Below are 13,279 nucleotides of genomic sequence, written 5' to 3' on the forward strand. Positions count from 1 at the left end.
GCCTCGCCCCCTGCCTCCTCGCGACCTGGGTCCTGGTGTCGATGGTCGCGCTCACGCCGTCCGCGCCCCGGGCGGCCGAAGCGGCCACCCCCGTCGTCGCCACGTGCGAGCTGGAGGGTGTGGTGGACAGCGGCTCCGGCGCCTATCTGGCGGACTGTGTCCGCCGCGCGGAGGCGATGGAGGCCTCGGCGCTCCTGGTCCGGCTCGACACACCCGGGGGGTCGCTGGAGGCGACGCGCACCATCGTGCGCGCGTTCCTCGGGGCCTCCGTTCCCGTGCTCGTGTGGGTGGGGCCCTCGGGGGCGCGCGCGGGGAGCGCGGGCGTCTTCATCACCCTGGCCTCGAACCTGGCCGCGATGGCGCCTGGGACCCATATCGGTGCCGCGCATCCGGTCGTCGGTCCTGCGGGAGAAGACCCGGAGGCCGTGGGGGGAGCGCAGCGGGCTCGCAAGCTGGAGAACGACACGGTGGCCTTCGCGGAGAGCATCGCGCGGCAGCGGGGCCGCAACGCGGAATGGGCCGCGTCCGCCGTGCGCGACAGCGTCAGCGTCCCCGCGGACACCGCGCGCCAGCTGCGGGTGGTGGAGCAGGTGGCGTCCAGCGAGGCGGAGTTCCTGGACCAGGCCCAGGGGCACACCGTGCGGCTCGCCAACGGGGACTCGGTCCGCCTGTCCACCGCCGGAGCGCGGCTGGAGGCGCTCTCGCCGAGCGCGTCGCAGCGCGTGGTCCATGCGCTCGCGCATCCGTCGCTCGTCTACCTGTTGTTCCTCATGGCCGCGCTGGGGCTCCTGGTGGAGCTGGCGCATCCGGGAGGGCTCGTCCCGGGATTGATGGGGGCCGTGGCGCTGGTGCTCGCGCTGGTCGCGTCGTCCGCGCTGCCGGTCCATGCGGGGGCGCTGCTGTTGCTCCTGCTCGGCGCGGGGCTCATCTTCGCGGAGCTGTTCGTCACCAGCGGCTTGCTGGGGGCCGCGGGGGTGGTGCTGCTGGCGCTGGGCGGGTTGTTCCTGGTGGACCGCTTCGACCCGGGCTGGTTCGTGGACCGCTCGTTCCGCGTGTCGTGGGCGTGGGTGGTGCCCACCACCGCGGTGCTCGGCGGGGCGGCGGCCTACGTCGTGTGGCGGAGCGCGCAGACGCGCCGGTTGCCCCAGCGCGGCGGGGACGCCGGGCTCGTGGGCGAGAAGGGCACCACCGTGGCGCCGGTGTCGCCCGAGGGCGGCGAGGTCTTCGTCCACGGGGAGCACTGGCGCGCGACCGCGCCCTCGCCCATCCGACGGGGCGCGCAGGTGGTGGTGCGCCGCGTGGAAGGACTCACCCTCTTCGTCGACGAGGTGAAGACATGACGGACCTGGTCGGGTTGCTCGGCTTCCTGATTCCCGTGGGCATCGTGCTCCTGTTGTTCCTCTCCGGCGTGCGCATCGTCAACGAGTACCAGAACGGCGTGGTGTTCCGACTCGGGCGCTACGTGGGGCTCAAGCGCGCGGGCTTCCGGTGGCTCATCCCGTTCGTGGAGCGGATGGTCATCATCGACCTGCGCACCGTGGCGAGGGACGTGCCGCCCCAGGACGTCATCACCCGCGACAACGTCAGCGTGAAGGTCAGCGCCGTCGTCTACTTCCGCGTCATCCAGGCCGACAAGGCCGTGCTCCAGGTGGAGGACTATTTGTATGCCACGAGCCAACTGGCGCAGACCACGCTGCGCGCCATCCTCGGGCAGGTGGAGCTGGACCAACTGCTCAGCGAGCGCGACCGCGTCAACCGCGACATCCAGCGGGTGCTCGACGCGCACACCGGCCCGTGGGGCATCAAGGTCTCCAACGTGGAGGTGAAGCACATCGACCTGCCGCTGGAGATGCAGCGGGCGATTGCCCGACAGGCCGAAGCGGAGCGCGAGCGGCGGGCGAAGATCATCGCCGCCGAGGGCGAACACCAGGCCGCGGAGAAGCTCGCCATGGCGGCGGAGGTCCTCAGCCAGAACCCCGCCACGCTCCAACTGCGCTACCTCCAGACGCTGGTGGAGATCACCACTGGCGGCAACCACACCATCCTCCCCATCCCGCTCGACATCCTCCGCGCCGTGGGCGCCATGCGCGGCGGAGTCGACACGTCCGAGGAACACCGGGGGAACGGACACCCCCACGACGAGGATGACCGCCCGGGGAGCGGGTTGTCGTAAGCTTTGAGGGCCAACCCCACACGAGGTGCGCCGTCACATGATGCCGCATCCCCCTCTGCGGTCATCATCGAGACGACGGTGCACACGACCTCCCTCGTATACGGTCGGGCTCGTGCTCGTCCTGGCATGCAAGTCTCCGCGGCTCTACTTCCTCGACAGTGAACTCGCGACCCTGGATGGCCGCGACATCCTCCGGGTAGCCCCCGGCCCCTGGGACCATCGAGACGTTCCCACCGTCCAAGCAGACGCAACCCTCCTGCCAGATGACTTGCTCATCCCCGCCCTCAAGGCACTCATGAGGCTCCCGGGTGCATCGGAGTCCTGCGACCCGGTCACGCGCCGCCCTCGAGCGGATGTGACGGAGTACTGCCTCGCTGTCTATCGGACACCCGAGGACTGGCGAGTGTCCTGGCCCATCCGGAATCTCTCGGGAGAACGCAGGGCGTGCAACCCACCGTTCGGTGGCGTCGAGGACGCTGACTTCGGCAGGGACCTTCCCATCTTCGGCTTCGCGCACAACCATCCCTGCGGTACGCCCATGAGCAGTTCTGACTTGAGGGTGGCTCCCGCGATGAAGTCCCCCGAAGGACACTGGTCGATGGTGGAGTATGCGGTCACTCCCAACGGCTGACCCGCACACGATTCAGCCGGACGACCGATTGCGGCCTGGGCCTGGCTCGCGACGGGCCCCATCGCGACGCCCCGCATCTACAAATGGAACCTCGCGGGTGAGGTGTATCAATGGGACGACCACAAGAACCGCTGGCACTTCAAGGCAACCTGCCAGCCACAGCGCCCCAGCAACCTCTCGAACGCGCTTCCTCCGCCTCGCTGCGAACCCGACATGGACGACTGGACGGAAGGTCCTCGGGAGTGACGCCATGCTGAAACCCCTCCACCTCCTCCTGCTCACATCGCTCATGGCCGATGGAGGCACACCCGCTCCCAAGCCCGCCCCACCTTCCGATGCAGGAACGTCCGCGTCCGCCACGGACTCGATTCGGTGGCCCAAGGACCTCCGGCCACTCGCGACGCTCGACGGCCCCGCGGTGCTGGCGGCGCATGCGGCGCTCCAACAGGTGTTGTCTCGCTTTCCAAAGGAGCGCTCGACACAATGTGAGTCCTCCGCCAAATCCCTGGACGTCGTCGTCGGGCTGGAGGACGGCGTGTACTTCGTGCGTGTCGACCGCCGCCCGGACCGCTGTGGCTGGCCCCCTGGCGCCAGTCTGGAGTTCGACTGGTTCGAACTCTACGCCGTCACCCCCGAAGGACGGATTCTCGCCAGACACCCCTCCATGCCGTAGTCCCGCGTCACCCCAGCGGCGGGGAGCGTGAGTCGCGGAAGAGCTCTTCCCGCTCCAGCCGGATGGCCAGTCGACTCAGCCGCAGCGAGGCCAACGCCAACAGCGCCACGGCCCCCAGCAACAACACGCCCAACGCGAACGACATCACCGGCAGCGCCTCCGGGATGTCGAGCTGCCGCTTCGCCAGATACAGCAGCGACGTCACCACGAAGGACAACAGCGCCGTGTACGCGAGCGCGATGGCCCTCGCGAGGATGGCGTGCCGCCGGTCCAGGATGGCCACCTCCTGCCCCAACAGCTCCCGCCGCGAACTCCCCTCGGGCAACTGACGCGCCTCGCGCAACATGTCCCGCATCCGCGTCGTCATCCGCGCAATCTGGTTGTCCAACCCCGTCGCCACGATGCCGCACGCCGACACCATCACCGCCGGCGTCACCGCCGTCCCAATCAACCGGATGGACGACAGGTCCAGGCCTTCCGAGCCGCCATTCATCCCCCCTCTGTTCCACCCCCACCCCACCCAACGCAACACCACCACTGTCATACCTCATCACACATTCATGACAGCCCTGGTGTCATGACATCCCGACACCTCCGTCAGGAGGGGCACCGTGACAGTCGAATTGGCATGAAGACACTGACTACTTGACAGCATCCGTGTCGAGTCCTACTGTCTGGTTCGTGAGCACGCGGAAGACACAGAGCGAGTGGAAGCTGGCGGAGTTGGCGTCCGAGGTGGGCGTCTCGCCACGCACGGTGCGCTACTACGTCCAGCGGGGGCTGTTGCCCGCGCCGCCCTTCCGGGGGCCGGACACCGTGTATGGCGAGGAGCACCTCATCCGGCTCAAGGCCATCCGGGTCCTGCAGGCGCGGTTCCTCCCCCTGGACGCCATCCAGGTGGAGCTGACGCGCCTGTCGCTCGAGGAGCTGCGCAAGCTCGGTGAGTCGGAGGTCACCCCGACGCCACCGGCGGTCGCGCCGCCCCCGTCGGAAGAGTCGCCGCCGATGGCACCGCCAGCGGTCGGCCCGCGTCCCACGGTCATGGCGCGCTACCAGCGCTGGGAGCTCATCCCCGGCCTGGAGCTGCATGTGTCGGATTCAGCGGATGCGAAGGTCCGGGCGCTCGCCGAGCGTGTGCGAGCCCTCATCGAAGAGTTCCAGGAAAAGGAGAAGCCATGAGCAACGAGCACGAGCAAGGGGGGTTGTTCACGCGCGAGGGCAAGCAGGTTCCGCTCCAGGGCGTCGAGGTCACGGGAGAGCTGCTGGGAGGCCATGCGCGCGTGCGCGTGCGCCAGCGCTACCGCAACGACGAGAAGAAGCCGGTGGAGGCCGTCTACACCTTCCCCCTGCCCTCCGACGGGACCCTGTCCGCCTTCTCCATGACGTGCGCCGGCCGCCGCATCGAGGGCATCGTCAAGGAGCGCGAGGAGGCCTTCCAGACGTACGACGACGCGCTCACCGCGGGCCACGGCGCCGCGCTGCTGGACCAGGAGCGCCGCAACGTCTTCACCGCCCAGGTGGGCAACCTGCTGCCCGGTGAGGAGACCGTCATCGAGGTGGAGTTCCTCCAGTCCGTCACCGCCGAGGAGGGCAGCGTGCGGTGGATGCTCCCCACGCTCGTCGCCCCGCGCTACATCCCCGGCACCCCCTCCGGAGACCGCACCGCGCACGGCGCCGCCGACCCCACCGCCCAGGTGCCCGACGCGGACCGCATCTCTCCGCCCGTCGGCGACGTGAGCTACGGCCTGCGCATGGACCTGCTCGTCGACCTGGGCCGCGAGGTCGTCGTGGAGAGCCCGTCCCACGCCATCACCCTCACCCGCGAGAGCGGCACCCGCTTGCGCGTGGGCTTCTCGCGCGGCGAGGTGGCCCTGGACCGGGACCTGGTCCTCAACCTGCGCAGCCCCGACACGAGCGCCGTGTTCACCCCGTTCGTCACCCACAGGAAGGGCACCGGGCCCGGCACCTTCGCGCTCACCGTCATCCCCGACCTGCTCGCCATGGCCTCCGCGCCGCCCAAGCAGGAGGTCATCTTCATGGTGGACGTCTCCGGCTCCATGGCCGGTGACAGCCTGCCCCAGGCCCAGGCCGCGCTGCGGCTGTGCCTGCGCCACCTGCGCGAGGGCGACCGCTTCAACGTCCTCGCCTTCCAGAGCGACTTCAAGACCTTCAAGCCCAACCCCGTGCCCTACACCCAGGGCATGCTGGAGGCCGCGGACAAGTGGGTGGCCGCGCTCGACGCCGACGGAGGCACGGAGCTGCTCGGGCCCATGAAGGCCGCCGTCCGCGCCGCCCCCAACGGCGTCATCGTGCTGCTCACCGACGGTCAGGTGGGCAACGAGGACGAAATCCTCCAGGCCGTGCTCGCCGAGCGCAAGTCGGCGCGCGTGTACTCGTTCGGCATCGGCACCAACGTCAGCGACGTGCTCCTGCGCGACATGGCGAAGCAGACCGGCGGCGCGGTGGAGTTCATCCACCCGGGCGAGCGCATCGACGACAAGGTCGTGGCCCAGTTCTCCCGCGCGCTCGCGCCCCGCGTCACCCAGTTGCAGGCCTTCTTCAAGGACGTCGAGGGCACGGAGCTCGCCCCCGGCGAGCTGCCGGACCTGGTGGACGGCGTGCCCTGGACGCTGCTCGGCCGCTACGTCACGCCGGGCATGGGCAAGGTGACGCTGCGCGGCCGCTCGGGCAACGAGGACTTCGCGCTCACCATCCCGCTGGAGCTGCCCGCCGAGTCGGACCGGCCCGCCGTGGAGAAGTTGTGGGCCGCCGAGCGCATCCGCGGCTGGGAGGCCGCGGACCTCACCGGCCGCCGCGCCGAGTCCATGAAGAAGCGCATCGTGGAGCTGGCCGTCGCCCACCAGATCGTCACCCGCCACACCTCGTTCGTCGTCGTCGAGGAGCGCACCGGTGACCGCCGCGCCTCGGGGCAGCCCGAGACGCGCGTCGTCCCCGTCAACGCGCCGGCCGGCTGGGCCATGTTCCAGACGGAAGAGGAGCAGTCCTCGCCGAAGGACCTCGGCCAGGGGGCCAGCTCCGGTGGAGGGCTCCGCCGGTCGCGCAACGCCACCACGGGTTCGTTCCCGGTGGTGCCCGCCCCCGCGCCCGCATCGATCGCGCCGCCGCCCCCGCCTCCGGGCTCGATGTCCGCCCCCGTGTCCCGGCCCCAGGCGCCGATGAAGCGCATCAGCCCTCCTGCTCCCGCGGCGCAGGCCCCCGTCACGGCCTCGAAGAAGAAGGGCGGCCTGCTGGGTGGCCTGTTCGGCGGTGGCGGCTCCAAGGCCCAGAAGGAGTACGCCCGGAGCGAGTCGCGCGTCGACATGTCGAGCATCGACATGATGTCGGACGACAGCGTCGACATGGAGTCCCCCGCCGCCGACGGGGCCTTCTACGCCGAGGAGCGGGAGGTGGCCCCGCAGGACACGCTCTCCCACGGCGCCGGCGCCGTCGAGGCGCTGCTCGCGCGTCAGCTCGCCAACGGCCTGTGGGATGCCCCCAAGGACCAGGGTCCCGAGCCGGTGCGACAGGCCCGCGCCACCGCCCTGGCGCTGCTGGAGCTGCTGCGCGAGGGCATCACCAGCAGCCACGCCCTGCATGGCGCGCAGGTGAAGAAGGCCGTCGAGGCGCTGCTGACCCTCGCCAGCCAGTTGTCCTCCACGCCGGACGTCGCGGAGCTGGCCCTGGGCATCGCGTGGCTGGTGGCCGCGGGGCCCAGGACCCGCGGGCGCATCGAGCAGGCCGCGAAGCCCCTGGCCGGGCTCAACGGCCGGCTGGGCAATGAAGTCGCGCTGCGCCAGCACGTGGATACGCTCGCCACGCGTTGACGAGCCGCGTCGCGCGACTGCCGACCCCGGTCCATCCCACGCGAGGAGGGCCCGGGGTCGCATAGAGTGGTGGAGGTCATGACATTTGCCAGCCTCCTCCTCGTCTCGTTCACCCACGTCGTGCTCGCCACGCAGCCCGTGACTCCTTCGGAGCCGCCGCTCGCGCCGACTCCTGGGACACCACCACCCCTGGTCGCGTCCCCCGAGAGTTGCGCGCCCGGGACGGAGACCCGCTACGCGCAAGGCTTCGACGCGCTCATCGAAGGTGAAGACGAGGCCGCGCTCCGGGCCTTCGAGCAGGTGCAGGACGTCTGTCCCCAACACCCGTTCGCCGCCGAGATGGCGCGACTGGCGCAAGCGCGCCTCCAACCCGGCGCGAAGCTCGCGGGCGCCGCCGCTGCGAGCCTCTCACGAGAGGCGCCTTCCAGCGGCGCGCGCGCGGCGCTGACCGTCGTCCAGAGCCTGCACGGCATCACCCAAGGCGCCCTGCTGTGCTCCATCGCGGACTGCAACGCGCAGGGAGTCGCGGGCGCGGTGCTCGCCGGAGGCACCGCGGGAGCCGTCAGCGCGCTGCTCCTCTCGACCGGTGGCGTGACGCCGGGACAGGCCGCGGTGGTCAACTCCAGCACGGTGTGGGGCTTCTGGCTGGGCGTCTCCCTCTTCAACGCCATGGACCTTCTGGACAACGAGGCCACGGCCATGACGATGGCGAGCGCGGCGGCCTTCACCGGGGTCGGCATCGGGCTGGCGGTCGGCGTGTCTCCGTCCGCGGGCCAGGTGGCCATGGCGAACTCGGGAGGCCTGTGGGCCGCCGTGCTCACGGCGCTCATCCTCGAGACGGGAACCGTGGACAACTCGACGTTCTTCGCCGCCGAGCTGGGCGCCACCTCCGCGGGCCTGCTGAGCCTCGCCATCCTGTCGCGCATGGTGGAGGCCTCTCGTGGACGCATGCTCATCATCGACGGCGGTGGCTTCCTGGGAGGCCTCACGGGCGCGGCGTTCGGGCTGCTCATCGGGGGCGGCCAGGGCGATGGGGACGGGGTGCTCATCAGCGCCAGCGTGGGCGTGGTGGTCGGGCTCGGGTTGGCGGTCCACCTGACGCGGGACTTCGACGCGCCAGGCGCGCCGGAGGTCGCGTTCACGCCCTCGCTCATGGGCCGCGACGGCGCGGGGTTCGCGATGTTCGGTCGGTTCTAATCCCGCTCCCTCCTTCCTGGTGGTCGCCGCCACCTTCCTCATCGACTTCGTCCACATCGAGGACCGACGCAAGGACAAGGACGACTGACCCCGCGCCGGCCCCGACGTCACCCCCGCTTCTTCAATCCATACATGGACATCAGGACCCCTTCGAAGGTCTTCGCGGGCAGCACCGTCTTCGCCACCACCGCCGCGCGCTGCGCGAGCTTCCCCACCGAGACGCGCACGGGCATGGAGGGAGCCTCCATCAATGACAGCACACAGCGCGCCACGTCCTCGGGCGGCACGCCTTCGCGCTCCTCCTTCTCGATGATGCCCAGCACCGTCTCGAAGGCCGCATGGTACGCGGAGCCCTCGCCAGAGCCCGCCGCGCGGACGCGGTTGTCCGTCAGCCGGGTGCGCACGTCACCGGGCTGCACCAGCGCGGCCTGGATGCCGAAGGGCTCCAGCTCCTGGCGCAGGCTCTCCGTCAGTCCCTCCAGCGCGAACTTGCTCGCGCTGTAGAAGCCCTGGAAGGGCAGCCCCACGACGCCGCCCAGCGAGCCGATGTTGATGATGCGCCCGGAGCGCCGCTCCCGCATGCCCGGCAGCACGGCCCTGCAGACGCGCAGCACGCCCAGCACGTTGGTGTCGAGCTGCTTCCAGGCCTCCTCGACGGACGTGTCCTCGAGGGCTCCCGCCAAGGCATGGCCGGCGTTGTTCACCACCCCGTCGACGCGGCCCTCGCGCTCCAGCACCGTCGCCACGGCGCGCCGCACGGAGTCCTCTTGCGTGACGTCCAGCTCCAGCATCGCGTAGCGCGCGGGCTGACCGGCCCTCGCCTGACGGCTGGTGCCGTAGACGGTGTGGCCGCGCGCCGACAGCAGTTCGGCGCAGGCCTCACCAATCCCCGAGGAGGCTCCCGTGACGAGGACGACGCTTCTTTCCTGGGACGTGCTCATGCGCGCCCCATGATTCCGCGTCCGCCGCACTCACACCACGAGAACCCGCGCGTCGGGGCCCCGCGGACTACACCTGCTCGCGAACGGGGGGCGGCATCCGCTCGCGCCCCTCGTCGTCGCGCGGGACGCCGTCCCACGGCTGCTCGGGCCGGTAGCGTTGCACCTCGCGCACCATGAAGATCGCCGCCGCGGACAACACGCCCAGGTCATCCAGCCAGCCCAACACGGGGATGAAGTCCGGTACCGCGTCCACGGGCGACAGGAAGTAGACCACCGCCATCACCCCGGCCAGCTTGCGCCAGAGCGACACGCGAGGGTCCCTCACGTACCGGAAGAAGCGGGTGCCCATGCCACGAAGACCTGCGATGTTCATACCCACCTCTACGCACGAGGACCCCGGGTGATTGCACCCGGGCGACACCCCGAGCGTATGCCGTCCGCACGCTCGGAGGACAGCCGGGCTCAATCCGGACTGTCCTCCAGCACGCCCGCACGGCCGACGACCTCCAACCGAGCCCTGTCACCCGGCCGCAACGGCAGCTCGGGCACGCCACGCACCACCAGCTCCAGGCCACCACACGCCACGGTGAACTCGGCCGTGGGGCCCTGGAACTCGCGCGTGAGCACCTCCGCGCGCAGGGCCCCGCCCACGGCCACCGCGTCCGTGTCCGGCACCAGCCGCAGGGCCTCCGGCCGCAGCGACAGCAGCACCTTCCCCCGGGCCTGACCCGCCACCGGCAGGTTGCCCAGCATCGTGCGCGCGCCCCCGCCGAACCCCACGCCGGGCAGCAGGTTGGTGCCACCCAGGAAGTACGCGACGAAGGCGGTGCGCGGCGTGGAGTAGACGGCCTCCGGCGACCCCACCTGGTCCACCTTCCCCACGCGCATCACCGCCAGCCGGTCCGCGAAGGCCATGGCCTCCGACTGGTCGTGCGTCACGAGCAGCACCGTCGCGCCGAGCGACTTGAGCACGCGCCGCACCTCCCCAAGCGTGGACGTGCGCAGCGCGCTGTCCAGGCTGGAGAAGGGCTCGTCGAGCAACAGCACGCGTGGCCCCGGCGCCAGCGCGCGCGCCAACGCCACGCGCTGCTGCTGGCCGCCCGACAGCGCGTGAGGCATCCGCGCGCCGAACTCGCCCAGGCCGAACAGCGTCAGCATGGAGCGCGCCTTCGCCTCCGCGTCGCGGCGCGGCAGGTGCGACAGGCCGAACGTCACGTTGTCCAGGACGGACAGGTGCGGGAAGAGGGCGTAGTCCTGGAACACCATGCCCACGCTGCGCTGCTCCGGCGGGACGAAGGTGCCCGGCCCCACCAGCACGCGGCCATCGAGGGTGATGGTGCCCGCGTCGGGGCGCTCGAAGCCGGCCAGGAGCCGCAGCGTCGTCGTCTTGCCGCAGCCGGACGGGCCCAGCAGCGCCACCACCTCGCCGGCCTCGACCGACAGCGACAGGCCATCCACGGCGGGAGTACCACCAGCGGCGTAACGAAGGGACAGTGCGTCGAGCGAGAGCAGGGGCATGGCGAAGGCGCCGCGCACCCTATCGCGTTCCCGCCCGACGCGAAGCCCTCCGCTTCCGTCACTTCCAGGGCGGCCGGGCGGCCATCAGCTTCGCCACGTCCACCGTGCCCTCCGCGTCGACGATGCCGTCCACGAGGAGGCTGGCGAGCTCCGTCGCGTGGGCCGCCCACCGCGCGTCGAAGACCTCCGGTCCCCAGGCCGCTCCCTGGGACGGCTTGCGCTCCGCCGTCTTCGGCTTGCCGTAGATGAGGTGGTCGTTGGAGACGATGAGACCCGCGGTGAGGGGCCCCATCACCTCCACCGAGTCGTCGTTGTACCGGCCATGGAGCGCATGCTCCACCGCCAGCCCTCCGAGGATGGTCACCCAGCCCGAGGTGTCCATCGCGCGGCAGCGCACCTGCCCCAGCACCACCAGCTTCGTCTCCGCGTCGTTCGTCAGCACCCCGTCGACCGGCAGGTCACCCACCACCACGAGCGAGGCCACGAACGCCAACGAGGAGCTGCCCGAGTTCCCCAGCACCTGGATGAGGTCGTCGAACGTCCGGGGCGACTTCTCGCTCAACACCTGCTTCAGGTGGCCCGGAGAGTAGGGAGGCCCCACGGGGAACTCGTCCAGGGCCTGGGCGGTGGAGGAGACAGCATCGGCGGCGAGCGGTGGAAGCACGGACTCCGGCAGGGACATGTCTGGGTTTGGACTCGCCCTCGTCGCGACGACACAAGACAGACGAATCCGTCTCACATCCCAGGAGCGGACTCATCGAGACAAGACATCCCAGGGATGTCTCAACCTCGCGGCGTCTCGTTCTCCTGGGACACCAACAGGCCCACGCCCAGCGCGGAGACAGCCATCAGCACCAGGGCGGGCAGCGCGGCCTCGGCGAAGCGGCCCTCGGCGGTGGCGCTCCACACCTGCGTGGCCAACGTGCGGAAGCCGATGGGCGCGAGCAGCAGCGTGGCCGGCAACTCCTTCATCGCGGTGAGGAAGACGAGCGCCGCGCCCGCGAGCAAGCCGGGGCGCAGCAGCGGCGCGGTGACCCGCCGGAACACCGCCGACGGAGACTGCCCCAGCGACGCGGCGGCTTCCGACAGGTGCGGGTTGAGCTGGAGCAGCGTCGAGCGCACCGTCCCCACCGCCTGCGGCAGGAAGCGGACGACGTAGGCCAGCACCAGCATGGCCAGGGTGCCGTAGAGGAACGGCAGCGCCTGCACGCCCAGGAACACGAGCGACAACGCGAGGACGATGGGGGGCAGCGCATAGCCCGCGTAGGACGCCCGCTCGAGCACGAGCGAGAGGCGCCCCGGGTAGCGCACCGAGAGGAACGCCAGCGGCAGCGCGCACAGCACGGACGCCACCGCGCCCAGCACCGACGCGAGCACGGAGCCGACCGCCGGCTCCAGCACCGCGTCCCCCTCCCCCGCCAGGCCCCGCACGCCCCAGTAGACGAGCACGCCCACCGGCAGCACCACGCCCGCCAACACCACCGCGCCGCACAGGAGCAGCGCCGGCACGCGCCAACGCCCCAGGGACACCGGAGAGGACACCCGCGCGGCGCCCTTCGCGCTGCGGTGATAACCGGCCTTGCCGCGCAGCCGCGTCTCCACGAACAGCACCGCCGCCGTCACCAGCACGAGGGCCAGCCCGAGCAACGCGGCGTAGGTCCGGTCATACGCGCCCTCGTACTGGACGTAGATGGCCCGCGAGAAGGCGTCGTACTGGAGCAGCGCCACCGCGCCGAAGTCCGACAACACATACAGCCCCACCAGCAGCGCGCCGGAGACGAAGGCGGGGCGCAGCAACGGCGCCGTCACCTTCCAGAAGGCTCGCGTGGGACCCAGGCCCAGGCTGCGCGCGCCCTCCAACCACGCCGGGTCCTGCGACAACAGCCCGGAGCGCAGCGCGAGGAAGAGGTAGGGATACGTCGACACCGTCAGCGCCAGCAGCGCGCCGGGAAAGCCATACACGGGCGGCACCGGCAGGCCCCAGCGGGACAGGGGCTCCTCCAGCACGCCGCCCGCGCCGAACGTCGCCAGCAGCACGTAGCCGCCGACGAACGTGGGCACCGCGAGCGGGACGCACAGGAGCACCGTCCACACGCGCCGGCCCGGCAGGTCGGTGCGCGTGGTGAGCCACGCGAGCGGCAGGGCCACGACAGCGGCACAGCCCGTCACCGACACCGCGAGCCCGAGCGTGCGCCACAACAGGCCCCACGTCCTGTCCCTCAGGAGCAGGGCCCAGGCGTGCGCATCGGCCTCGGCCGCGCGCACGCCCAGGTACACGGCGGGCAACACCGCGAGCGCGGCCACCGCCACGCCCGCCACCCA

Annotated in this window: 12 protein-coding genes; 6 read left to right on the forward strand and 6 right to left on the reverse strand. The window is 71.1% G+C overall.

Annotated features, from left to right (window positions below):
- Window positions 1-41: 41 nt before the first annotated feature.
- The 3 genes from LZ198_RS25160 (at window position 42) to LZ198_RS25170 (ending at window position 3,477) form a co-directional block, all read left to right on the forward strand.
- Complete coding sequence (locus LZ198_RS25160) at window positions 42-1,340, forward strand: NfeD family protein (RefSeq protein WP_253974607.1); 1,299 nt, start codon at window positions 42-44, stop codon at window positions 1,338-1,340.
- Window positions 1,337-2,173 (forward strand): slipin family protein, encoded by an 837-nt coding sequence (locus tag LZ198_RS25165; protein ID WP_253974581.1) that lies wholly within the window; start codon window positions 1,337-1,339, stop codon window positions 2,171-2,173. Before LZ198_RS25160 ends, LZ198_RS25165 begins: the two co-directional genes overlap by 4 nt.
- Window positions 2,174-3,054: 881 nt before the next feature.
- Complete coding sequence (locus LZ198_RS25170) at window positions 3,055-3,477, forward strand: hypothetical protein (RefSeq protein ID WP_253974582.1); 423 nt, start codon at window positions 3,055-3,057, stop codon at window positions 3,475-3,477.
- A gap of 7 nt (window positions 3,478-3,484) precedes the next feature.
- Here LZ198_RS25170 and LZ198_RS25175 read toward each other — a convergent pair whose 3' ends face one another.
- On the reverse strand, window positions 3,485-3,970 hold the full coding sequence (locus LZ198_RS25175; RefSeq protein ID WP_253974583.1) for a DUF2721 domain-containing protein: 486 nt from the start codon (window positions 3,968-3,970) through the stop codon (window positions 3,485-3,487).
- A gap of 188 nt (window positions 3,971-4,158) precedes the next feature.
- On the opposite strand from LZ198_RS25175, the gene LZ198_RS25180 reads away from it, so the two are divergent.
- The 3 genes from LZ198_RS25180 (at window position 4,159) to LZ198_RS25190 (ending at window position 8,498) form a co-directional block, all read left to right on the forward strand.
- Window positions 4,159-4,656 (forward strand): MerR family transcriptional regulator, encoded by a 498-nt coding sequence (locus LZ198_RS25180; protein WP_253974608.1) that lies wholly within the window; start codon window positions 4,159-4,161, stop codon window positions 4,654-4,656.
- Window positions 4,653-7,301, forward strand: coding sequence for a VIT domain-containing protein (locus LZ198_RS25185; RefSeq protein WP_253974584.1), 2,649 nt, complete (start codon window positions 4,653-4,655; stop codon window positions 7,299-7,301). Before LZ198_RS25180 ends, LZ198_RS25185 begins: the two co-directional genes overlap by 4 nt.
- Window positions 7,302-7,379: 78 nt before the next feature.
- Window positions 7,380-8,498: a hypothetical protein gene (locus LZ198_RS25190; protein WP_253974585.1), complete on the forward strand. Its 1,119-nt coding sequence runs from the start codon at window positions 7,380-7,382 to the stop codon at window positions 8,496-8,498.
- A 107-nt stretch (window positions 8,499-8,605) separates the two neighbouring features.
- Here the strand turns inward: LZ198_RS25190 and LZ198_RS25195 are convergent, their stop codons facing one another.
- From LZ198_RS25195 to LZ198_RS25215, 5 genes are all read right to left on the reverse strand, one after another.
- Window positions 8,606-9,439 carry an SDR family oxidoreductase gene (locus LZ198_RS25195; RefSeq protein WP_253974586.1) on the reverse strand — a complete coding sequence of 278 codons (834 nt, stop codon included), beginning with the start codon at window positions 9,437-9,439 and terminating at the stop codon, window positions 8,606-8,608.
- Window positions 9,440-9,506: 67 nt separating this feature from the next.
- The gene (locus LZ198_RS25200; RefSeq protein ID WP_253974587.1) at window positions 9,507-9,812 is read right to left on the reverse strand and encodes a YkvA family protein; all 306 of its coding nucleotides are present in this window, start codon (window positions 9,810-9,812) and stop codon (window positions 9,507-9,509) included.
- An 89-nt stretch (window positions 9,813-9,901) separates the two neighbouring features.
- Window positions 9,902-10,957 carry an ABC transporter ATP-binding protein gene (locus LZ198_RS25205; protein WP_253974609.1) on the reverse strand — a complete coding sequence of 352 codons (1,056 nt, stop codon included), beginning with the start codon at window positions 10,955-10,957 and terminating at the stop codon, window positions 9,902-9,904.
- Between the two features lie 58 nt (window positions 10,958-11,015).
- The gene (locus LZ198_RS25210; RefSeq protein WP_253974588.1) at window positions 11,016-11,639 is read right to left on the reverse strand and encodes a hypothetical protein; all 624 of its coding nucleotides are present in this window, start codon (window positions 11,637-11,639) and stop codon (window positions 11,016-11,018) included.
- 101 nt (window positions 11,640-11,740) lie between these two features.
- The gene (locus tag LZ198_RS25215) at window positions 11,741-13,276 is read right to left on the reverse strand and encodes an ABC transporter permease (protein WP_253974589.1); all 1,536 of its coding nucleotides are present in this window, start codon (window positions 13,274-13,276) and stop codon (window positions 11,741-11,743) included.
- Between the last annotated feature and the right edge of the window lie 3 nt (window positions 13,277-13,279).

The sequence above is a fragment of the Myxococcus dinghuensis genome, assembly GCF_024198235.1.
GTDB classification, from domain to species: Bacteria; Myxococcota; Myxococcia; order Myxococcales; family Myxococcaceae; genus Myxococcus; species Myxococcus dinghuensis.